Here is a 19,884-nt window from a genome sequence, read left to right as displayed (position 1 = left end):
GACAATTCGATTGGACGTGAGCATGAGTAGGACCGCCCGGGTGGAGCGGGTCACCAAGGAATCCAGCATCGTGGTCGAGCTGGATCTCGACGGCACCGGCAAGACCGAGATCGCCACCGGCGTCCCCTTCTACGACCACATGCTGACCGCGCTCGGCGCGCACGCGAGCTTCGACCTGACCGTGCGCGCGGAGGGCGACATCGAGATCGAGGCGCATCACACGGTCGAGGACACCGCGATCGTGTTCGGTCAGGCACTGGGCAAGGCGCTGGGCGACAAGGCGGGCATCCGCCGGTTCGGCGACGCCTACATCCCGATGGACGAGACGCTGGCGCACGCCGCGGTCGACGTGTCCGGCCGCCCCTACTGCGTGCACACCGGGGAGCCGGATCACCTGCTGCACACGGTGATTCCCGGTTCCGGGCCCGGCGCGCCGTACTCCACGGTGCTCAACCGCCACGTCTTCGAGTCGATCGCGCTGAACGCGCGCATCGCGCTGCACGTGCGGGTGCTCTACGGCCGCGACCAGCACCACGTCACCGAGGCCGAGTTCAAGGCGGTGGCGCGTGCGCTGCGCACCGCGGTGGAACTCGATCCCCGGGTGAGCGGGATTCCGTCGACGAAGGGAACCCTGTGAGCGGCAAGTCCGTGGCCCTGCTCGACTACGGCTCCGGAAACCTGCACTCCGCCGAACGGGCGCTGGCGAGGGCGGGCGCGCGGGTGGAGGTGACCGCCGACCCCGAAGCGGTGCTGGCGGCCGACGGCCTGGTCGTGCCCGGCGTCGGAGCGTTCGCCGCGTGCATGGCGGGACTGCGCGGGGTGCGGGGCGAGCGCCTGATCGGTCAGCGGCTGGCCGGCGGGCGGCCGGTGCTCGGCATCTGCGTCGGCATGCAGATCCTGTTCGAGCGCGGCGTCGAGTTCGGCGAGGAGACCGACGGGTGCGCCGAATGGCCCGGCACGGTCGAACGGCTGTCCGCGCCGGTGCTGCCGCACATGGGGTGGAACACCGTCTCCGCCCCGTCCGACAGCGTGCTGTTCGCGGGCCTCGACGCCGACACCCGGTTCTACTTCGTGCACTCCTACGCCGCCCAGACGTGGGATCTGCCGCCCAGCGAGCACTTCGCCGCACCCAAGCTGACCTGGGCCGAGCACGGAGTGCCGTTCCTGGCGGCGGTGGAGAACGGTGCGCTGTCGGCGACCCAGTTCCACCCGGAGAAGTCCGGTGACGCGGGTGCACACCTGCTGCGCAACTGGGTGAACGCGCTGTAGGCCGGTCCCGCGCACGGAGCGCGCGAGACCAGCCGTCCGGTCAGTGCTTCCTGACCTTGCTGACCAGCCAGCGCCCGTCGACCCGGTCCACCGTCACGGTCATCGACATGCGGCTGGTCTGCGGGAGACCGTCGGTCTCGTCGCTGGTCACCGTCCGTACCACGTCGACGTCCACCTCGGCCCGGTTGTCGTCACCCGAGACGATGCGGCAATCGGCCGAGTTGGCCTCGGCGCGGATGTGCGCGGCCTCCGCGCTCGACTGGATGTTGGCGCGGAAGTTCTCGAACTCGGTCCGGAATTCCCCGGTGCTGAGGTCGAGCATCCGCCGCGCGTGGTCGCCGAACCGCGCGTAGTCGTAGGTCGCTGCGGCGGAACCGAATTCGCATCCCGCCAGCCGCGCCTCCTCGGGCGGGGCGGCGGTGGCGGCGGGAGCGGCGACGAAGGCCGCGGAGCAGGCAGCTGCCGAAAGAGACAGGGCGGCAGCGATTTTGGATCGTGACATGCACTTCCTCGGTGCGAAATGGAAGCGGCGACCGGGGGTGATCGCCGAGCGGAGACGATACCGCCCGCGCCACCGGGGATCGCGGCGATCTCGCGGCGGATCACGACATCCCGGCTCCCCTGAAACCATCGAGCGATTCGCGAGCGCCGTCCCCGGCGGGGACCTCACGCTCGGCGCAGCGCCGACCCTGTGCCCTGATCGCGGGCACGGTGTCGCCCGCGCCACCGGACCGGGCGGCAGTAGCTCGGCGCTATTCCTGACCGCGGGCCTCGATCCTGTTCGACCGCCGGAGCACGCCCACGCTCACCGAGATCGAACGGACGGCGAAGGGAGTTCCAGGTCGACCGGGGTGCGCGGATCGCGGCGGCCGTGGTGACGGCGGTGCTCGCCGCTACGGCCCGGAACCGCTCCCGCGTGTTCGACGGGCCCTGATCACGGGCGCGTGCCGGTGGACCAGATCGGGGTCGTTTGCACCCGGGACAGACGCCACCCTTCGCCGGTGCGGACCGCGTCGAAACGGTAGACCTCGCCGAGGGTGTAGACCGGCTGCGGAGGTGTGCCGTCGGAGGCGGCGAGCGCGAAGGTGGCGATCAGGTTGGCCCGGACGTCCGCCGTGTCGCCGCGCAGGTCTATCAGCACATTGCCGATGACGTGCTGGATGCGCAGATGTTCGCCGTGGTTGCGGCTCGCCTGGGCGATCAGCGCGTCGCGGCCCTCGGCCGTGCCGCCGGGTGTCTTCGCGGTCGCGTCGGGGGTGTAGATCGTCCGCAGGTCGTCGAATCGTCCCTCGTCCAGGGCGCGACCGAGCCGGTCGACCAAGGCGGTGATCTGCCCGCGGTCCAGCAGTTCGCGCACCTCCGCCGTCGGCGTCGCGGTGGCCGAGGCGCAGGCGGCGGTGAGTGCGGCCAGCGGGAGGGTCAGCAGGGGGAGGGTGAGCCGGACTTTGCGCATCGAACGCACCTTTCAGAATAACGTTGGCGACTCCAACATTGGCTCCGCCAACTTAACAGATTGTGGGCGCAGCCAACAAATTTTGGGGCAGTGGCCGCGTGGACGTCGCGCAGGTGAAGGTTCGCGGGGTACCCGCCAGGCTGGGGCGCGCACCGGCGGCCACCGGCTCACGTCGATCGGCCCGAATCCGTGATCGAGCTCCCATCCGCCCAGGCCCTGCACTCGGACGCGGCCGGGTAACCACTAGGCTGCTCTCGTGAGTCTTGTGCTGCTACCCGCCGTCGATGTCGCTAACGGAGAGGCCGTGCGCCTCGTGCAAGGAGAAGCCGGGAGCGAAACCAGCTACGGCTCGCCTCGTGAGGCGGCGCTGGCCTGGCAGGAAGCCGGCGCGGAATGGGTGCACCTGGTCGACCTGGACGCGGCCTTCGGGCGCGGCTCGAACCGGGAACTGCTCGCTGGCGTCGTCGGCGAACTCGACGTCAAGGTGGAACTGTCCGGAGGCATCCGCGACGACGAGAGCCTGGAAGCGGCCCTGAGCACCGGTTGCGCCCGGGTCAACCTCGGTACCGCCGCGTTGGAGGACCCGGTCTGGTGCGCGAAGGCCATCGCCCGCCACGGCGAGCGCATCGCCGTCGGCCTCGACGTGCGCATCGTCGACGGCGAACACCGATTGCGCGGACGCGGCTGGGTGAGCGACGGCGGCGACCTGTGGGAGGTGCTCGAGCGCCTGGAGCGCGACGGCTGCTCGCGCTACGTGGTGACCGACGTGACCAAGGACGGCACGCTCACCGGCCCGAACCTGGACCTGCTGCGCGAGGTCTGCGCGGCCACCGACGCCCCGGTGATCGCCTCCGGCGGCGTCTCCACCATCGCGGACCTGGTCGCGATCGCCGAACTGGTGCCGGAAGGCGTCGAGGGGTCGATCGTCGGCAAGGCGCTCTACGCGGGCCGGTTCACCCTGCCCGAGGCGCTGGCCGCGGTGAGATGACCCAGGAGCTGTCGGCACTGCTCGCGGAGGCGAGCGAGATCCTGGACTCGGTCCGCCCGCGGTTCATCGAGGGCATCGGCGCGCCGAGCGCGGTCGCCAAGGGCCGCAACGACTTCGCCACCGAGCTGGACCTGGAACTGGAACGCACCGTCTCCGCCGAACTGCGCAGGCGCACCGGCATCGAGGTGCACGGTGAGGAGTTCGGCGGACCGCAACTCACCTCGGGCACCGCATGGGTGCTCGACCCGATCGACGGCACCTTCAACTACTCGTCCGGGCATCCGCTCTCCGGCATGTTGCTCGCGCTGGTTCGCGACGGCGAGCCGGTGCTCGGGCTGACCTGGCTGCCGCTGCTCGACCGCCGCTACGCCGCCATGACCGGAGGCCCAGTGCTGCTGGACGGGCGACCGCTGCCGCCGCTGCCGCGGGGCAAACTGGCCGAGGCGATGATCGGTTTCGGCGCGTTCAACGTCGACTCGCACGGCCGCATCCCCGGCCAGTTCCGCTTCGACCTGCTCGGCCCGCTGAGCAGGCTGTCCTCCCGGGTGCGCATGCACGGCTCGACCGGCATCGATCTGGCGTTCACCGCCTCGGGCGTGCTCGGCGGCGCGATCGTGTTCGGGCACCATCCCTGGGACAACGCGGCGGGCGTCGCGCTGGTGCGCGCGGCGGGCGGAGTGGTCACCGACCTGGTGGGCGAGCCGTGGACCATCGCCTCCGGCTCCGTGCTCGCGGCCGCGCCCGGCGTGCACGAAGAACTGCTCGACATGATCTGCACGGTCGCCGATCCGGCGGCCGCGGAGAAAGGGTGAGGCAATGACGTTGGCCGTACGGGTGATCCCGTGTCTGGACGTCGACGCGGGACGCGTGGTGAAGGGCGTCAACTTCGAGAACCTGCGGGACGCGGGTGATCCCGTCGAACTGGCCGCGCTCTACGACGCGCAGGGCGCCGACGAGCTGACCTTCCTCGACGTGACCGCCTCCACCGGCGACCGCGGCACCATGATCGACGTGGTGACCCGCACCGCCGAGCAGATCTTCATCCCGCTCACCGTGGGCGGCGGGGTGCGCACGGTCGAGGACGTGGACCGCCTGCTGCGCGCGGGCGCGGACAAGGTCTCGGTGAACACCGCCGCGATCGCGCGGCCGGAGGTGCTGCGCGAGATGTCCGAGCGATTCGGTTCCCAGTGCATCGTGCTTTCGGTGGACGCGCGCACCGTGCCGCAGGGGCAACCCGACACCCCCTCCGGGTGGGAGGTGACCACCCACGGCGGCAAACGCGGTACCGGCATCGACGCCGTCGAATGGGCCGTGCGCGGCGCCGAACTCGGTGTCGGCGAGATCCTGCTCAATTCCATGGACGCCGATGGCACCAAGGCCGGTTTCGACCTGTCGATGATCCGTGCCGTGCGGGCGGCGGTCACCGTCCCGGTGATCGCCAGCGGCGGCGCCGGCGCGGTCGAGCACTTCGCCCCTGCGGTGCACGCGGGCGCCGACGCGGTGCTCGCGGCCAGCGTGTTCCACTTCGGCGATCTGACCATCGGCCAGGTCAAGGATTCGATGCGGGCGGAGAAGATCGTCATCCGGTAGCGACTGGCGGAAATTCGCCGACCAGGAAGGCAGGTCGAAGCGGCGCGGTTGCATCGGGCATGACCATCGGAATCGCGCTGTCGCCGTTCGCCCTCGACGCCCCCGGCAACGCCGTGGACCCGGCCGTGTCGCTGGGTGAGTCGGCGCTCGCCGCCGGAGTGTCGTCCGTGTGGTTCGGCCAGACGCTCAGCTACGACGCCATCGCGCTGGCCGGGATCGTCGGCCGCGCCGTGCCGGGACTCACGGTCGGCACGTCCGCGGTGCCGATCACGGCGCGTCATCCGCTGCTGATCTCCAGCCAGGCGCAGACCGCGCAGGCGGCCACCGGCGGCCGGTTCACCCTCGGGCTCGGTCTGGGCGCGAAATTCCTCGCCGACCCGGTCTTCGGCGGATCCTTCGACCGGCCGATCACCCGGCTGCGCGAGTTCCTCACCGCGCTGCGCACCGTGTTGCACACCGGCACGGTGGATTTCCACGGTGAGACGCTCACCGCCGCCACGCCGCTGCCCGCCGCGGTGGCCGGCGCACACCCGCCGGTGCCGATCCTGGTGGCCGCCATGGGCCCGCAGGCCGTGCGCGTCACGGGTGAACTGGCCGACGGCACCCTGCCCTTCCTGGTCGGCCCGAAGGCGCTGGCCGAGCACATCGTCGCACCGCTCACCGCCGCGGCCGAGCGGGCCGGGCGGCCCGCACCCCGGATCACCGTCCTGGTGCCCGGCGTGATCACCGCCGACCTCGATGCCGCCCGTGCGGCCGCCGCTGCCCAGACGACGTTCTACGACGACATCCCCTCCTATGCGCGGGTGATCGAGCTGTCCGGTGCCTCGCGGGCGGCGGAACTCGTGGTGATCGGCGACGAGGACCTGATCGCGGCCCGCGTCGCGGAGTACTTCGCGGCGGGCGCGACGGAGGTCGTGTTCTCGCAGACCGATCTGACCACCCCGGAGGACCAGCGGCGCACCTGGGCGGTGCTCGGCGAACTCCAGCGCTCCCAGGTGGGCTGATCGTGCACTCCGGGCGCGCTCGGTCGCGGGCGCCCCTGTTATAACGGTGCTATGAGTCTCGACCCCGCCATCGCCGCCCGTCTCAAGCGCAACGACGCCGGATTGGTCTCGGCCGTCGCGCAGGAACGCGCCACCGGTGACGTGCTGATGGTCGCGTGGATGGACGACGAGGCGCTGGCGCGCACGCTGGAAACCCGTAAGGCCACGTACTATTCGCGTTCCCGTCGGCAGTACTGGGTCAAGGGGGAGACTTCCGGCCACACCCAATACGTGCACGAAGTACGACTCGACTGCGACGGCGACACGATCCTGCTGATCGTCGACCAAGAAGGCGCGGCCTGCCACACCGGCACGCACACCTGCTTCGACTCGGACGTGCTCCTGGCCGCGCGATCCTGAACCGGGGATGCCCCGAATGGGCGCTGTCGGACGTCGTTCGTCCTCCGCCCGCGCATGGCCGCAGTGAAGGCGAAGGTACGTTCAGGAGCCGTTCGGTTGCTGGTCGTCCCGGCTCGCGGGCGTGAGTTCGCCGAGCCGGTCGAGTGCGTCGGCCAGCCGCTCGGCCAGCAGTTCGCCGAGTTCGGCGACCTGTGCCTTCTGCGCCTCGTCCAAGCCGTCGAAGACCAAGTGCCGCACGGCTTCCAGATATCCCGGTGCGGCCTCGACGACCTTCAGGTACCCGTCGTCGGTGAGTACCGCGTGCACGCCGCGCCGCCCCGCCGTCGCCGAACGCTGTGCCCAGCCCATGCGCTCCAATTTGGACACCACATGCGACAACCGCGATAGCGATGCATTTGCCTTGTGGGCAAGCTCACTCATCTGCAGGCGATGGCCCGGTTCCTCCGACAGCAGCGTCAGTACCCAGTACTCGAAATGCGTCACGCCGGACTCGCGCTGCAGCTGGGTGTCCAGGGCTCCTGGCAGCCGCGTCATCAGCGCCACGATCGCACGCCACGCGCGTTGTTCGACCGGGTCGAGCCACTTCGTCACTGTGTGCCTTCTTTCAAGCCAAGTGACGTGGTTTTGTTCGTTGTCCTAGTGATTGTCGAAAATCTTGTGCACAGTCACCCGCGACATTGAGTTTGCCACGACTTCGCTCGACCGTCATAAAGATGCCGCATGACGTGAGTTCACTCACACGTGGCGCGGCGGCGTGTCCTCGGCCTTCGGTTTCGGCGGGTGGGTGCGCCGCCACCTGCGCAGCAGCAACAGCGCCACGGCGACGAGGAACAACAGCGTCGCGATGACGGCGCCCGTGAGCGCGGCGCCACGGAAGGCGGGCGCGTCGACATCCAAGATCCGCTGACCCGCGTGGGCGGCACTGCTGCTGCCCAGCACGATGGTCAGCGTCATCAGGTTGGGGATGGCGCACAGGATCGCGACCACCGCGGCTGCTCCGGCCAGGAACCTGCCTGCCTTACGCCGCCACACCAGCACGGCGAACAGCAGCAGGAAAAGCGTGACGACGGTGCAGAATCCGCCGTAGAACAGCCCCCAGCCGATGCCCTTGGCGAAGCTTCCGTGCACCATCGACCCGACCCGCTGCGCCCACCAGCGCGGGACGAACGCGGACAGGACGAAGTACGAGACGACCAGCACCGCGAGAATCGCCGCGCCGACGATGATCCGCGTGCGCCAGACGGCTGCCGCGGGTTTGCGCTCGCCCGGCTGCACGTCGGTCGAAGTCATGCGTCCAGCCTAGGCCGCGCCGTCATCGGGAAGCGGTCACGGCGCGCGCTCTGTGCGTACCTCCGCCTTCGCTGCGGCCGCGCGCTCTTTACGTACCTCCGGCCTTCGCTGTCTGTGGCCATGCGAAGGGCTTGCCCGGCAGCGCTCGTCTACCGGTTGCGCAGGTAGTTCAGCGCTTCGTCGGCGTGGACGGCTGCGCGCAGCTCGCCGGTGATGATTTTGCGGATGGTGCGGTCGGTGTCGATGACGAACGTTTGCCGCTTCACCGGTGCGAGTTTGCCCAGCAGCCCGCGCTTGACGCCGAACTTCGCGGCGACGGCGCCGTCGGCGTCGGAGAGCAACGGGTAGCCGAGGCGCTGTTTCTCGGCGAACCCGGCCTGGGTGTCCACGTTGTCGGTGCTGATGCCGACACAGGTGGCGCCGAGTGCGGCGAATTCGGCGGAGAGGTCGCGGAAGTGACAGGCCTCGGCCGTGCAGACGGGCGTGTTCGCCGCGGGATAGAAGAACAGGACCAGAGGGCCGTCCGCCAGCAGCGCGTCGAGCGCGCGGGGAGTGCCGGATTGATCGGGAAGCTCGAAATCAGGGGCGAGCTGTCCTTGCTGCATACCCGGGAACACTACCGCGCGGTCGGTCGAATCGGGTATTTCGTGCGCGCCGGACCTGGTGCTCGTGCCCGCCGTGCGCTGTCCGCGATCCGATCGCGGCGCCGGTCATCGGGCACGAGCCGAGGGGCAGGGCGGCTACGCGCCGATGAGCGCCGCCACCTCAGGGTTCTTGATCGCCATCACATCGAGGATGCCGTGGGCCCGCAGGAACGGCCTCAGCTCTTTGATGCGGTCGCTGTGGACGGCGTATTCGTCGGGGAAGCGGTTCTTGTCGAGGGACTCCAGTGCTTTGACGTAGGTGACGAAGGACGCGAGCGCGTTGGCCGGGGCGCTTTGCTGGTAGGCCGGATGACTCGTGCCCCCGGTGCGCGGGGCGTGCAGGCGCGGGACGCTGTGGTTCGGGATGTGCCGAGAACCCTCGGGCGCTACCGATTGCGAGGGGTACATCAGTTGTCTCCTCTCGAGATGGATACCGCATGCGACGTGGAACGCCGCGAGTGTAGTGAGCCTCGCCACACCTTCGGCGACCGCGTGGGAACCGGACGGTCGACCTGATTTGTCGGGTTTGTCGCGCCGGGTCGCCGCGTCGGCGGCACCGCTCAATCGCCGGTCGGTCCGGCCTGGGATGATGAGTACATGGCAGGCGCGTCCACTCCCACCACCACGACCCGCGAGCAGTTCCATCAGCTGGCCGCGGAGCACCGGGTGGTCCCGGTCACCCGAAAGGTACTGGCGGACTCGGAGACTCCGCTGTCGGCCTACCGCAAACTCGCGGCCGACCGGGCGGGCACCTTCCTGTTCGAGTCCGCGGAGAACGGCCGGTCGTGGTCGCGCTGGTCGTTCATCGGCGCGGGCAGCCCCTCGGCGCTGACCGTCGTGGACGGCGAGGCGGCCTGGCTGGGCAATGTCCCGGCCGACGCGCCCTCCGGCGGCGATCCGCTGGTCGCGCTGCGCGAGACGCTGGAGCTGCTGCGCACCGAGCGGCTGCCCGGGCTGCCGCCGCTGACCGGCGGCATGGTCGGCTACCTCGGCTACGACGCGGTGCGCCGGATCGAGCGGCTGCCCGCCCTGGCGCTGGACGACCTGCGACTGCCGGAGATGGTGCTGCTGCTCGCCACCGATCTGGCCGCGTTCGACCACCACGAGGGCGCGATCACGCTGATCGCCAACGCGGTGAACTGGAACGGCACCGCCGAGCGCGTCGACGAGGCCTACGACGACGCGGTGGCCCGGCTGGACCGGATGACCGCCGCGCTCGGCGCGCCCGCCGACTCCACCGTGTCGGTGTTCGACCGGCCCGAGCCGCGATACCGGCGCAGGCGCACCACCGAGGAGTTCGGCGCGGGCGTGCGCCGCCTGGTCAAGGAGATCGAGGCGGGCGAAGCGTTCCAGGTGGTGCTGTCCCAGCGTTTCGAGATGGACTACGACGGCGCGCCGATCGATCTGTACCGGATGCTGCGCGCGTCGAATCCGAGCCCCTACATGTACCTGCTGCACATCCCCGACGGCGCTGGCGGCACCGCGTTCTCCATCGTCGGCTCCAGTCCGGAATCGCTGGTGACCGTGAAAGACGGTGTGGCGACGACACATCCGATCGCGGGCACCCGCTGGCGCGGCGGCACCGAGGAGGAGGACCTGCTGCTGGAGAAGGGCCTGCTCGCCGACGAGAAGGAGAACGCCGAGCACCTCATGCTCGTCGACCTCGGCCGCAACGACCTCGGCCGGGTGTGCGAGCCGGGCACCGTGCGGGTCACCGAGTACCGGCACATCGAGCGCTACAGCCATGTCATGCACCTCGTGTCGACGGTGTCGGGCCGGTTGGCGCCCGGACGGATCGCGCTGGACGCGGTGCGGGCGTGCTTCCCGGCGGGCACCCTGTCCGGCGCTCCCAAGGTGCGCGCGATGGAACTGATCGAGGAACTCGAGCCGACCCGGCGCGGCGTCTACGGCGGCGTCGTCGGGTACCTGGACTTCGCCGGTGACGCCGACACCGCCATCGCCATCCGCACCGCGCTGCTGAAGGACGGCACGGCCTACGTGCAGGCGGGCGCGGGCATCGTCGCGGACTCCGACCCGGAGTACGAGGACGTGGAGTCCCGCAACAAGGCGATGGCGGTGCTCAAGGCGATCGCGGCGGCCGGAACGGTGCGGGCCTACGGCACGGAACCCGGCGCGGCGGACGGCGGCACGCGATGACGGCTGCCCATCCCGGAGACGAGCCGGACCGAGCGCGAGAACCGACCCCGGACACCGCGGGGCCACAAGCCGTTCCAGCGGGCGACGGCTCGGCCGGATCGGCGAGCGCGGAAGGCCATTCGCGCCGCAACTACCCCGTCGCTCCAGTGGCGTTGCTCGCCCTCGCCGCCGCCGCGCTGTGGGCGTCGTCCCGGATGACCTGGGTGACGGTCACCTCGTCGGACGGTCTGACCCAGCCCCGCACCGATCATCTGAACGGCGGCGTGTGGTTCGGCGCGCTGACACCGCTGGCGCTGGTCCTGCTCGCCTCGATCGCGGCCGTGCTGGCCACCAAGGGCTGGTTGCGTCGCGTGGTCGGCGTGCTGATCGCGTTGGTCGCCGCGGTGGCCGCGGTACCCGCGTTCGCGTTGCTGACCGATTCCGGCAAGACCGCCGAGCGGGCCGCGAAGCTCGCGGAGCTCCCGGCGCGCGCGCAGGTCGAGACGGCGACCACCTCGGCGTTCCCCGCCGTGCTCGCGCTGCTCGGCGCGGTCGCCGCGTTCGGCGCGGGCGCTCTGCTGGCCCGCATGCCCGCCGAGACGGCGCGGCTGTCCGGCAAGTACGACAACCCGGTCTTCCGGCGCGCCGCCGCCACGGCGGAGGTCACGCAGCGGCGCGCGCAGTCCCCGGACGACCGGTCGGCACCTCAGCTGTCCGAGCGCGTGCTGTGGGACGCGCTGGACGCGGGCACCGACCCGACCGACGAACCGCAGGCCGGGCAGGCGTCCCCAGAAGATTCCGACCCCGGCGAGGCGGGCCGACGTGGCCGCTGAGCTGTCTCCGCGCGGCGGGTGTGGCGGGTGCCACCTTGCGCGGAGCCCTTCCGCATGGTTCAACCCCAGCCCCGGCGCGAACGCGCCCGGTAGGTCCATTTATTCTTTGACAGCATCGGTGAGACAGCGCCTGGGGGGATTCTCAGGTAGCAAGTCCGTCTCCCCAGAAAGGATTCGAGCCAGATGACGGTACTCGACTCGATTCTCGACGGGGTCCGCGCGGATGTGGCCGCTCGGGAAGCCCTGCTGGACTTCCAGGCGGTCAAGGCGGCCGCCGCGGCGGCTCCCGCGCCGCTGGACGCCCGCGCGGCGCTGCTCGAGGACGGCATCGGCGTGATCGCCGAGGTCAAGCGAGCAAGTCCGTCCAAGGGCGAGCTGGCGGACATCCCGGACCCGGCGAGTCTGGCCAAGGCCTACGAGGACGGTGGCGCGCGGATCATCAGCGTGCTCACCGAGGGCCGCCGCTTCAACGGGTCGCTGGACGACCTGGACGCGGTCCGCGCCACGGTGAGCATCCCGATCCTGCGCAAGGACTTCGTCGTCGGCCCGTACCAGATCCACGAGGCGCGCGCGCACGGCGCGGACGTCATCCTGCTGATCGTCGCGGCGCTGGAACAGGACGTGCTGTCCTCCCTGATCGACCGCACCGAGTCGCTGGGCATGACCGCGCTGGTCGAGGTGCACACCGAGGAGGAGGCCGACCGCGCGCTGGAGGCGGGCGCGTCGGTGATCGGCGTCAACGCCCGCAACCTCAAGACACTCGAGGTCGACCGCGACGTGTTCGCGCGGATCGCGCCCGGATTGCCCACCGAGGTCATCCGGATCGCCGAGTCCGGCATCCGCGGCACCGCCGACCTGCTGGCCTACGCGGGCGCAGGCGCGGACGCCGTGCTCGTCGGCGAGGGGCTGGTGACCAGTGGCGACCCCCGCGCGGCGGTCTCCGAGCTGGTGACCGCGGGCACCCACCCGTCCTGCCCGAAGCCGGCACGGCGGGGTCGGTGACCGGCGTGGCGGCGGTACCTCAGGCCAGCGACGGCGTCGCCCAGCGCAGCGGCCACGAGCCCGACGTGGGCGGGCACTTCGGCGTCTACGGCGGCAGGCACGTGCCGGAAGCGCTGATGGCCGTCATCGAGGAGGTCACCGCCGAGTACGAGAAGTCCCGGCTCGACGACTCCTTCCTCAACGAACTCGATCGGCTGCAGCGCGACTACACCGGCCGCCCGTCGCCGGTGTTCGAGTGCAAGCGGCTGTCCGAGCAGGCGGGCGGCGCCCGCATCCTGCTCAAGCGCGAAGATCTCAACCACACCGGCTCGCACAAGATCAACAATGTGCTCGGCCAGGCGCTGCTCGCCAAGCGGATGGGCAAGACCAGGGTGATCGCGGAGACCGGCGCGGGCCAGCACGGCGTCGCCACGGCGACCGCCTGCGCGCTGCTCGGCCTGGACTGCGTCGTCTACATGGGCGCGGTCGACACCGCGCGCCAAGCGCTCAACGTGGCCAGGATGCGCCTGCTCGGCGCCGAGGTGATCTCGGTGACCTCCGGTTCGCAGACGCTCAAGGACGCCATCAACGAGGCGCTGCGCGACTGGGTGACCAACGCCGACGACACCTACTACTGCTTCGGCACCGCCGCGGGCCCGCACCCGTTCCCGATGCTGGTGCGCGATTTCCAGCGCATCATCGGCCTGGAGGCCCGCGCCCAGGTGCAATCCACCACCGGCCGGTTGCCCGACGCGGTCGTCGCCTGCGTCGGCGGCGGATCCAACGCCATCGGTATCTTCCACGCGTTCCTCGACGACCCCGAGGTCCGGCTGATCGGTTACGAAGCGGCCGGTGACGGCGTCGACACCGGCAGGCACGCGGCCACGTTCACCGGCGGGACGCCGGGAGCGTTCCAGGGCGCTTACTCGTACCTGCTGCAGGACGAGGACGGGCAGACCATCGAGTCGCATTCGATCTCGGCGGGCCTGGACTATCCGGGCGTCGGACCCGAGCACGCCTACCTCAAGGACGTCGGCCGCGCCGAATACCGGCCGATCACCGACACCGAGGCGATGGACGCCCTGCTGCTGCTCAGTCGCAAGGAGGGCATCATCCCCGCGATCGAGTCGGCGCACGCGGTGGCAGGCGCCCTGCAACTGGGCAAGGAACTCGGCGAGGGCGCGATCATCCTGGTGAACCTCTCCGGCCGGGGCGACAAGGACATGGACACGGCAGCGCGGTGGTTCGGGCTGTTCGACGAGCCGAAGGAGGAGGGCCGGTGAGCCAGCAGTCCCGCTTGGCGAACACCTTCGCCGCTTGCCGAGCCGAGGGCCGCGCGGCACTGATCGGCTACCTGCCCGCGGGCTACCCCGACCTGGCCGGTTCGATCGAGGTCGTGCGCGCGATGATCGAAGCCGGATGCGACATCGTCGAGGTCGGCGTCGCCTACTCCGATCCCGTGATGGACGGCCCGACCATCCAGGCCGCCGCCGAACAGGCGCTGCGCGGCGGTGTGCGGGTGCGCGACGTATTCGCGGTGGTCGAGGCGATCACCGAAGCCGGGGGCAAGGCCGTCGTGATGAGCTACTGGAATCCCGTGCTCCAGTACGGCGTGGATCGCTTCGCGCGGGATCTGGCCGCGGCGGGCGGCGCGGGCATCATCACCCCGAACCTGATTCCGGAAGAGGCCGACGACTGGTTCATCGCCTCGTCCACGCACAACCTGGACCGCATCTTCCTGGTCGCGCCGTCCTCCACCGAGGAACGCCTGGTGAAGACGCTCGAGGCCAGTCGCGGCTTCGTCTACGCGGCCTCGACCATGGGCGTGACCGGCGCGCGGGACGTGGTGTCCTCGGCCGCACCCGCCCTGTGCGCGCGGATCCGGGCCCACTCCGATATCCCGATCGGCGTAGGCCTCGGCGTCCGCTCGGGCGAGCAGGCCGCCGAGATCGCGTCCTACTCCGACGGCGTCATCGTCGGCTCGGCGCTGGTGAGCGCGGCGGGCCGAGGGCTGGACGCGGTGCGAGCACTCACCGCGGAGCTGGCCGAAGGCGTGCGGTCGGCGACCGTCGCGTCCTAGCAACCGGTCGGAGTCCAGCGCACGGTTCCGAAGCGCGTCCGACGGGCTCCGACTTCCGGACTCCGGACCCGGTAGCCGCCGAATCGCCATGATCGGGCTCGGCACGGGCCTGCTCTGGGCGTCTTCGGCGAACCCCGACGCGGCGAGGGCGGTGCGGTGGTGGCGGGCCGGTCGAGCATCTCCGCTACGGTGGCCCCGTGACGTTACGAGTCCTCGCAGACAGTGTCCTGGCCGACGGCGGCGTCAGCGGCGCCGTGCTGGCCTACCTCCCCAGCCCCGCGCGCGGCGTCTGGCAGCTCGGTCCGTTCCCGCTGCGGGCGTATGCCCTGTGCATCATCCTCGGCATCATCGTCGCGATCTGGTGGGGCGAACGGCGCTGGCGCGCTCGCGGCGGCCAGCCCGGCGCGATCCTGGACGTCGCGATGTTCGCGGTGCCGTTCGGCCTGGTCGGCGGCAGGCTCTACCACGTGGCCACCGACTGGCAGAAATACTTCGGCGCGGGCGGGCACCCGGTCGACGCGCTGAAGATCTACCAAGGCGGGCTCGGCATCTGGGGTGCGGTGCTGCTGGGCGGCATCGGAGCGTGGATCGGCTGCCGGGTATACAAGATCCCGTTGCCCGCTCTGGGTGACGCGGTCGCGCCGCCGATCCTGCTGGCGCAGGCCATCGGCAGGCTCGGCAACTACTTCAACCAAGAGCTCTACGGGCGCGAGACCGACCTGCCGTGGGGCCTGGAGATCTACCGGCGGGTGGGCGACGACGGTCAGCTCGACATGATGAACGGCGCCTCCACCGGCGTGGTCGAAAAGATCGTGCACCCCACCTTCCTGTACGAGCTGCTGTGGAACCTGCTGGTCGTCGTGCTGCTGGTGTACGTGGACCGACGTTTCCGGATCGGTCACGGACGCCTGTTCGCCCTGTACGTCGCCGGCTACTGCTTCGGACGGTTCTTCGTCGAACTGATGCGCGCCGACGAGGCGACGAAGATCGCGGGCATCCGGATCAACTCGTTCACCTCCGCCCTCGTGTTCCTGGCCGCGATCGCCTACTTCGTGTTCGCCACCAAGGGACGCGAGACGCCCGAGCAGTTGCAACCCGGCGCGAGCCCCCGGCCCTGGCCGTGGCAGCTCCGCGCGCTGCGTGCCGCCGCAGCGGCGCCGACCGAGAAGTCCTCGGGTACCGGCGAATTCGAGAAGGCCGGGTCCACCGCCGACGCAGCCGACACCGGGACGTCCGCTGCCGAGCTGGGCGGACATCCCGATGGCTCCGAAAACGGTTCGGCGAAAACGAATTCCGGCACGGCCGCGTCGGACAAGGGCTGATCGCCGCCGGTCGCCGCGACGGCCCGATCCGTCGCGGGCGGCCTCGACTCTCCTCCGCGGCAACGATCGGGCGATCCGCCGCGATAACCACTGGTAGCGCCGAACGCTCCGGAGGCGACAACCCGGTCGTTCCCGGTGACAATGACTCGTGATCGTCACGAGCCGCGGTTCGGCGATCCAGTGAGGCCGGGGGCCGACAAGAGGGTGCCCGCACTAATGAGGAGGACATGAGTGACCGACCCTTACCAGCAGAATCCGGGCGCCGGGGGCCCGCAGTACGGTCCGCCGGGCACCGGCCCTGATCTGACCAAGCCGCTGGAGGAACAGAGCCAGCCGCAGTACAGCCCGCCGTCGGACCCTTACGGCCAGCAGCCCCAGTACGGCCAGCCCGTCGGAGCCTACGGCCAGCAGCCCGGTGGCTACCCGGCCGCGCCGTACCCGGTCGGCCCGCAGGGCTACAACCCGAACGACCCGGAGGCGCCCTGGGGCCGCGACCCGTTCGGTGTTCCGCTGTCGGACAAGCAGAAGCTGGTCGCGGGCCTGCTGCAGATCTTCCTCGGCAGTTTCGGTGTCGGCCGTTTCTACCTCGGGTACACCGGCCTCGGCATCGCCCAACTGGTGGTCACGATCCTGACCTGTGGTCTCGGCGGCATCTGGGGTCTCATCGACGGCGTCATGATCTTGGTCGGCAAGGTTCCCGATTCGCAGGGCCGTCCGCTGCGCGACTGACCGCCGCGGTATCGACTGTGCCGGGAGGTGGGGATACCCGCCTCCCGGTCGTTCGGGCGAAATCAATGAGCACAACCTTTTCGAGCGTGGTGATCGCGATACTGTCGCGCGCACGGGTCCGGGCGTAGCATGACCGGACTCGCGTGCCGTGTGTGGAGTTCCACGCACCGAAGAGAGGATTTCCGTGCGTCGCAAGCTGTTCGCCGCCGCCATGCTCGCCATCGTCGCCGCCACCGGACTGAGCGGGTGCGGTGACAGCGACCCGAACGTGCTGAAGGTCGGCACCGAGGGCACCTACTCCCCGTTCAGTTTCCAGGGCTCCGACGGCAAGCTCACCGGCTACGACGTCGAGGTGATCCAGGCGGTCGGTGCCAAGCTCGGCAAGAAGGTCGAGTTCGTGCAGACTCCGTGGGACGCCATCTTCGCGGGCCTGGAATCCAAGCGCTTCGACCTGGTGGCCAACCAGGTGACCGTGAACGACGAGCGCACGGTCAAGTACGCGCTGTCGGCGCCCTACACCACATCGGCGGGCGTGATCGTCACCCGCGCCGACAACAACGCCGTCACCGGCCTCGCCGATCTCAACGGGAAGACCTGCGCGCAGTCGGCCACCAGCAACTGGAGCAAGGTCGCCACCGACGCGGGTGCGAAGGTCGAGGCCGTCGAAGGTTTCGTGCAGGCCATCCAGCTGCTGAAGAACGGCCGCGTGGACGCCACCGTCAACGACAACCTGGCAGTCGCCGAATACACCAAGAAGACCGGCGACACCAGCGTGAAGATCGCGGGCCGGACCGGATCGGTGAGCAAGCAGGCGTTCGCCGCGCGCAAGGGCGACGCGCTGATCACCGACGTGGACAACGCGCTGAACCAGCTGCGCGCCGACGGCACCTTGGCGAAGATCTCCGAGAAGTATTTCGGGACAGACGTCAGCCAGTAGCCGACATCGTTCATGGACGCCGCCACCCGGGACCTCATCTGGCACAACCTGTGGCCGATGCTGCAGGCCACCGTCACCAAGACCCTTCCGCTCACCGCCATCAGCTTCGCCATCGGCCTTGCGCTCGCGTTGTTCGTCGCGCTGGCCAGGATGTCGCCGGTGCGGCCGTTGTCGGCGGCGGCCCGCTTCTACATCTCCCTGATTCGCGGCACACCGCTGCTGGTGCAGCTGTTCATCGTGTTCTACGCGCTGCCGCAGTTCGACATCGTGATAGACCCCTTTCCCGCCGCGGTGATCGCGTTCAGCCTCAATGTCGGCGGGTACGCGGCCGAGGTGGTGCGCGCCGCCATCCTGAGCGTCGCCACGGGGCAATGGGAGGCGGCGCAGGCGCTCGGCATGTCGTACCCGATGATGCTGCGGCTGGTCATCCTGCCGCAGGCTGCGCGCATCGCCGTGCCGCCGCTGTCGAACACCTTGATCTCCTTGGTGAAGGACACCTCACTGGCCTCCACCATCCTGGTGACCGAACTGCTGCGCGTCGCCCAGCTCGCCGCCGCCCCCACTTTCGACTTCTTCGCGCTCTACGGAGTCGCGGCGCTGTACTACTGGGTGATCTGCCTGATCCTCGGGTTCGGGCAGACCCGGCTGGAAACGAGGTTGGCCCGTCATGTCGCTCGCTGAATATCCGTTTGTACCTGCTATGGAGCTGTCGTTCATTTTTTTCACCAAGGATTCACCATGGCCACGGCGGGACCTGCCCACCGAGCGGGACTAGGCTCTACCCGTGATGCGACGGACGAAGATTGTGTGCACGCTCGGACCGGCCACTGCCACCGAGGACCGTATCCGCGAACTCGTCGAGAGCGGCATGGACGTGGCTCGGCTGAACTTCAGCCATGGCGAGCACGCCGACCATGCCGAGAACTACAAGAAGGTGCGCCAGGCCTCCGACCACCTCGGCCGGGCGGTCGGCATTCTCGCCGACCTGCAGGGTCCCAAGATCCGCCTCGGCCGCTTCCTGGAAGGCAAGACCGTCTGGGCGACCGGTGAAGAGGTCCGCATCACCGTCGACGACATCGACGGGACCCACGACCGCGTGTCCACCACCTACAAGGAACTCGCGCAGGACGCCAAGCCCGGCGATCGCCTGCTGGTCGACGACGGCAAGGTCGGCCTCATCGTCACCCGCGTCGATGGCAACGACGTGGTCTGCCGGGTCACCGAGGGTGGGCCGGTCTCCAACAACAAGGGCGTCTCGCTGCCGGGCATGGACGTGTCGGTCCCCGCGCTCTCGGAGAAGGACATCGAGGACCTGGAATTCGCGCTGAAGCTCGGCGTGGACTTCATCGCGCTGTCGTTCGTGCGGTCCCCGTCCGATGTCGAGCTCGTGCACGACGTGATGGACCGGGTGGGCCGCCGGGTGCCGGTGATCGGCAAGCTGGAGAAGCCGGAGGCGATCGACAACCTGGAGGCCGTCGTCCTGGCCTTCGACGCGGTCATGGTCGCGCGCGGCGACCTCGGTGTCGAGCTGCCCCTGGAGCAGGTTCCGATCGTGCAGAAGCGCGCCATCCAGATGGCCCGCGAGAATGCCAAGCCGGTCATCGTCGCCACGCAGATGCTGGAATCGATGATCGAGAACTCCCGCCCCACCCGCGCCGAGGCCTCCGACGTCGCGAACGCGGTGCTCGACGGCGCCGACGCGGTGATGCTGTCGGGCGAGACCTCGGTGGGCAAGTACCCGATCGAGACGGTGCGCACGATGGCGCGCATCGTGCACGCGGTGGAGACCGAGTCGACCCGGGTGCCGCCGCTGACCCACGTGCCGCGCACCAAGCGCGGCGTGATCTCCTACGCCGCCCGCGACATCGGCGAGCGGCTCAACGCCAAGGCGCTGGTCGCGTTCACCCAGTCGGGCGACACGGTGCGCCGCCTGGCCCGCCTGCACACCCCGCTGCCGCTGCTGGCGTTCACGCCGCTGCCCGAGGTCCGCAGCCAGCTGGCGCTCACCTGGGGCACCGAGACCTTCATCGTGCCGACCGTGAGCAGCACCGACGCGATGATCCACCAGGTGGATGTAGCACTTCTGTCGATGGACCGATACCAGAAGGGTGACCTGGTGGTCATCGTCGCCGGGTCGCCGCCCGGTACCGTCGGTTCCACCAACCTGATCCACGTTCACCGAATCGGTGAGGAGGACCATTAGTGAGTGCTTCCCTGAGCAGCCCCGTC

General features: G+C 69.9%; 23 protein-coding genes. 17 read left to right on the top strand and 6 right to left on the bottom strand.

From position 1 onward, the window contains the following. Positions 1-22: 22 nt before the first annotated feature. On the top strand, positions 23-637 hold the full coding sequence (gene hisB / locus ACFV2O_RS33535; protein WP_039797249.1) for an imidazoleglycerol-phosphate dehydratase HisB: 615 nt from the start codon (positions 23-25) through the stop codon (positions 635-637). Further along, positions 634-1,269 carry an imidazole glycerol phosphate synthase subunit HisH gene (gene hisH, locus ACFV2O_RS33530; RefSeq protein WP_355078272.1) on the top strand — a complete coding sequence of 212 codons (636 nt, stop codon included), beginning with the start codon at positions 634-636 and terminating at the stop codon, positions 1,267-1,269. Before hisB ends, hisH begins: the two co-directional genes overlap by 4 nt. Before the next feature lie 40 nt (positions 1,270-1,309). Here hisH and ACFV2O_RS33525 read toward each other — a convergent pair whose 3' ends face one another. Both ACFV2O_RS33525 and ACFV2O_RS33520 read right to left on the bottom strand, forming a co-directional pair. Then, positions 1,310-1,771, bottom strand: a complete 462-nt coding sequence (locus ACFV2O_RS33525; RefSeq protein WP_355078271.1) for a hypothetical protein — start codon at positions 1,769-1,771, stop codon at positions 1,310-1,312. A 432-nt stretch (positions 1,772-2,203) separates the two neighbouring features. Then, positions 2,204-2,722, bottom strand: a complete 519-nt coding sequence (locus ACFV2O_RS33520) for a nuclear transport factor 2 family protein (protein WP_379255613.1) — start codon at positions 2,720-2,722, stop codon at positions 2,204-2,206. Positions 2,723-2,978: 256 nt separating this feature from the next. Between ACFV2O_RS33520 and priA the strand changes: the two genes are divergently transcribed. Genes priA through hisI form a run of 5 tightly spaced genes read left to right on the top strand, consistent with a single transcriptional unit; the run spans position 2,979 to position 6,703 of the window. Beyond that, positions 2,979-3,710 (top strand): bifunctional 1-(5-phosphoribosyl)-5-((5-phosphoribosylamino)methylideneamino)imidazole-4-carboxamide isomerase/phosphoribosylanthranilate isomerase PriA, encoded by a 732-nt coding sequence (gene priA, locus ACFV2O_RS33515; RefSeq protein WP_355078269.1) that lies wholly within the window; start codon positions 2,979-2,981, stop codon positions 3,708-3,710. Then, on the top strand, positions 3,707-4,522 hold the full coding sequence (locus ACFV2O_RS33510) for an inositol monophosphatase (RefSeq protein WP_355078268.1): 816 nt from the start codon (positions 3,707-3,709) through the stop codon (positions 4,520-4,522). Before priA ends, ACFV2O_RS33510 begins: the two co-directional genes overlap by 4 nt. Before the next feature lie 4 nt (positions 4,523-4,526). Further along, the gene (gene hisF / locus ACFV2O_RS33505; RefSeq protein ID WP_379255610.1) at positions 4,527-5,300 is read left to right on the top strand and encodes an imidazole glycerol phosphate synthase subunit HisF; all 774 of its coding nucleotides are present in this window, start codon (positions 4,527-4,529) and stop codon (positions 5,298-5,300) included. A 59-nt stretch (positions 5,301-5,359) separates the two neighbouring features. Next, positions 5,360-6,304 carry a TIGR03564 family F420-dependent LLM class oxidoreductase gene (locus ACFV2O_RS33500; RefSeq protein WP_379255609.1) on the top strand — a complete coding sequence of 315 codons (945 nt, stop codon included), beginning with the start codon at positions 5,360-5,362 and terminating at the stop codon, positions 6,302-6,304. 51 nt (positions 6,305-6,355) lie between these two features. Beyond that, entirely contained in the window at positions 6,356-6,703 is a 348-nt protein-coding gene (gene hisI / locus ACFV2O_RS33495) for a phosphoribosyl-AMP cyclohydrolase (RefSeq protein ID WP_195082714.1), read from the top strand. Positions 6,704-6,784: 81 nt separating this feature from the next. Here the strand turns inward: hisI and ACFV2O_RS33490 are convergent, their stop codons facing one another. The 4 genes from ACFV2O_RS33490 to ACFV2O_RS33475 all read right to left on the bottom strand — a co-directional run bounded on the left by ACFV2O_RS33490 (position 6,785) and on the right by ACFV2O_RS33475 (position 9,045). After that, a complete protein-coding gene (locus tag ACFV2O_RS33490) occupies positions 6,785-7,237 on the bottom strand; it encodes a MarR family transcriptional regulator (protein WP_356967890.1) in 453 nt (150 codons plus the stop codon). Between the two features lie 201 nt (positions 7,238-7,438). After that, the gene (locus ACFV2O_RS33485) at positions 7,439-7,993 is read right to left on the bottom strand and encodes a permease (RefSeq protein WP_379255607.1); all 555 of its coding nucleotides are present in this window, start codon (positions 7,991-7,993) and stop codon (positions 7,439-7,441) included. A 149-nt stretch (positions 7,994-8,142) separates the two neighbouring features. After that, entirely contained in the window at positions 8,143-8,598 is a 456-nt protein-coding gene (locus ACFV2O_RS33480; protein ID WP_379255606.1) for a peroxiredoxin, read from the bottom strand. A gap of 135 nt (positions 8,599-8,733) precedes the next feature. Continuing rightward, positions 8,734-9,045, bottom strand: a complete 312-nt coding sequence (locus ACFV2O_RS33475; protein ID WP_379255605.1) for a hypothetical protein — start codon at positions 9,043-9,045, stop codon at positions 8,734-8,736. 189 nt (positions 9,046-9,234) lie between these two features. Between ACFV2O_RS33475 and ACFV2O_RS33470 the strand changes: the two genes are divergently transcribed. The 10 genes from ACFV2O_RS33470 to pyk all read left to right on the top strand — a co-directional run bounded on the left by ACFV2O_RS33470 (position 9,235) and on the right by pyk (position 19,858). After that, positions 9,235-10,794, top strand: coding sequence for an anthranilate synthase component I (locus ACFV2O_RS33470; RefSeq protein ID WP_379255604.1), 1,560 nt, complete (start codon positions 9,235-9,237; stop codon positions 10,792-10,794). Next, positions 10,791-11,606, top strand: a complete 816-nt coding sequence (locus tag ACFV2O_RS33465; protein WP_379255603.1) for a TIGR02234 family membrane protein — start codon at positions 10,791-10,793, stop codon at positions 11,604-11,606. The genes ACFV2O_RS33470 and ACFV2O_RS33465 overlap by 4 nt, the downstream gene beginning before the upstream one ends. A gap of 183 nt (positions 11,607-11,789) precedes the next feature. After that, the gene (trpC, locus tag ACFV2O_RS33460; protein ID WP_039797261.1) at positions 11,790-12,608 is read left to right on the top strand and encodes an indole-3-glycerol phosphate synthase TrpC; all 819 of its coding nucleotides are present in this window, start codon (positions 11,790-11,792) and stop codon (positions 12,606-12,608) included. Continuing rightward, positions 12,605-13,870, top strand: coding sequence for a tryptophan synthase subunit beta (trpB, locus tag ACFV2O_RS33455; RefSeq protein ID WP_379255601.1), 1,266 nt, complete (start codon positions 12,605-12,607; stop codon positions 13,868-13,870). Before trpC ends, trpB begins: the two co-directional genes overlap by 4 nt. Beyond that, complete coding sequence (trpA, locus tag ACFV2O_RS33450; RefSeq protein ID WP_379255599.1) at positions 13,867-14,667, top strand: tryptophan synthase subunit alpha; 801 nt, start codon at positions 13,867-13,869, stop codon at positions 14,665-14,667. The genes trpB and trpA overlap by 4 nt, the downstream gene beginning before the upstream one ends. Before the next feature lie 197 nt (positions 14,668-14,864). Continuing rightward, on the top strand, positions 14,865-15,989 hold the full coding sequence (gene lgt / locus ACFV2O_RS33445) for a prolipoprotein diacylglyceryl transferase (RefSeq protein ID WP_379255598.1): 1,125 nt from the start codon (positions 14,865-14,867) through the stop codon (positions 15,987-15,989). Positions 15,990-16,220: 231 nt separating this feature from the next. Next, entirely contained in the window at positions 16,221-16,718 is a 498-nt protein-coding gene (locus tag ACFV2O_RS33440) for an NINE protein (RefSeq protein WP_379255596.1), read from the top strand. 211 nt (positions 16,719-16,929) lie between these two features. Continuing rightward, positions 16,930-17,655 carry an amino acid ABC transporter substrate-binding protein gene (locus tag ACFV2O_RS33435; protein WP_379255703.1) on the top strand — a complete coding sequence of 242 codons (726 nt, stop codon included), beginning with the start codon at positions 16,930-16,932 and terminating at the stop codon, positions 17,653-17,655. A gap of 12 nt (positions 17,656-17,667) precedes the next feature. Beyond that, positions 17,668-18,336 carry an amino acid ABC transporter permease gene (locus ACFV2O_RS33430; protein ID WP_355078255.1) on the top strand — a complete coding sequence of 223 codons (669 nt, stop codon included), beginning with the start codon at positions 17,668-17,670 and terminating at the stop codon, positions 18,334-18,336. Between the two features lie 103 nt (positions 18,337-18,439). Further along, positions 18,440-19,858, top strand: coding sequence for a pyruvate kinase (pyk, locus tag ACFV2O_RS33425; protein ID WP_355078254.1), 1,419 nt, complete (start codon positions 18,440-18,442; stop codon positions 19,856-19,858). The last annotated feature ends 26 nt before the right edge of the window (positions 19,859-19,884 follow it).

This window comes from Nocardia sp. NPDC059691 (genome assembly GCF_042733915.1).
Classification (GTDB): Bacteria; Actinomycetota; Actinomycetes; order Mycobacteriales; family Mycobacteriaceae; genus Nocardia; species Nocardia sichangensis.
This window is presented reverse-complemented; position numbering and strand designations above follow the sequence as displayed.

Excerpts from the sequence above, each read along its gene's own strand:
- ACFV2O_RS33500 (WP_379255609.1), top strand. The coding sequence starts at position 5,360 with ATGACCATCGGAATCGCGCTGTCGCCGTTCGCCCTCGACGCCCCCGGC.
- ACFV2O_RS33470 (WP_379255604.1), top strand. The coding sequence starts at position 9,235 with ATGGCAGGCGCGTCCACTCCCACCACCACGACCCGCGAGCAGTTCCAT.
- ACFV2O_RS33465 (WP_379255603.1), top strand. The coding sequence starts at position 10,791 with ATGACGGCTGCCCATCCCGGAGACGAGCCGGACCGAGCGCGAGAACCG.
- ACFV2O_RS33490 (WP_356967890.1), bottom strand. The coding sequence starts at position 7,237 with ATGACGCGGCTGCCAGGAGCCCTGGACACCCAGCTGCAGCGCGAGTCC.
- hisI (WP_195082714.1), top strand. The coding sequence starts at position 6,356 with ATGAGTCTCGACCCCGCCATCGCCGCCCGTCTCAAGCGCAACGACGCC.
- ACFV2O_RS33480 (WP_379255606.1), bottom strand. The coding sequence starts at position 8,598 with ATGCAGCAAGGACAGCTCGCCCCTGATTTCGAGCTTCCCGATCAATCC.
- ACFV2O_RS33435 (WP_379255703.1), top strand. The coding sequence starts at position 16,930 with ATGCTCGCCATCGTCGCCGCCACCGGACTGAGCGGGTGCGGTGACAGC.
- hisB (WP_039797249.1), top strand. The coding sequence starts at position 23 with ATGAGTAGGACCGCCCGGGTGGAGCGGGTCACCAAGGAATCCAGCATC.
- ACFV2O_RS33485 (WP_379255607.1), bottom strand. The coding sequence starts at position 7,993 with ATGACTTCGACCGACGTGCAGCCGGGCGAGCGCAAACCCGCGGCAGCC.
- ACFV2O_RS33525 (WP_355078271.1), bottom strand. The coding sequence starts at position 1,771 with ATGTCACGATCCAAAATCGCTGCCGCCCTGTCTCTTTCGGCAGCTGCC.
- ACFV2O_RS33520 (WP_379255613.1), bottom strand. The coding sequence starts at position 2,722 with ATGCGCAAAGTCCGGCTCACCCTCCCCCTGCTGACCCTCCCGCTGGCC.
- trpC (WP_039797261.1), top strand. The coding sequence starts at position 11,790 with ATGACGGTACTCGACTCGATTCTCGACGGGGTCCGCGCGGATGTGGCC.
- ACFV2O_RS33430 (WP_355078255.1), top strand. The coding sequence starts at position 17,668 with ATGGACGCCGCCACCCGGGACCTCATCTGGCACAACCTGTGGCCGATG.
- ACFV2O_RS33475 (WP_379255605.1), bottom strand. The coding sequence starts at position 9,045 with ATGTACCCCTCGCAATCGGTAGCGCCCGAGGGTTCTCGGCACATCCCG.
- hisF (WP_379255610.1), top strand. The coding sequence starts at position 4,527 with ATGACGTTGGCCGTACGGGTGATCCCGTGTCTGGACGTCGACGCGGGA.
- ACFV2O_RS33510 (WP_355078268.1), top strand. The coding sequence starts at position 3,707 with ATGACCCAGGAGCTGTCGGCACTGCTCGCGGAGGCGAGCGAGATCCTG.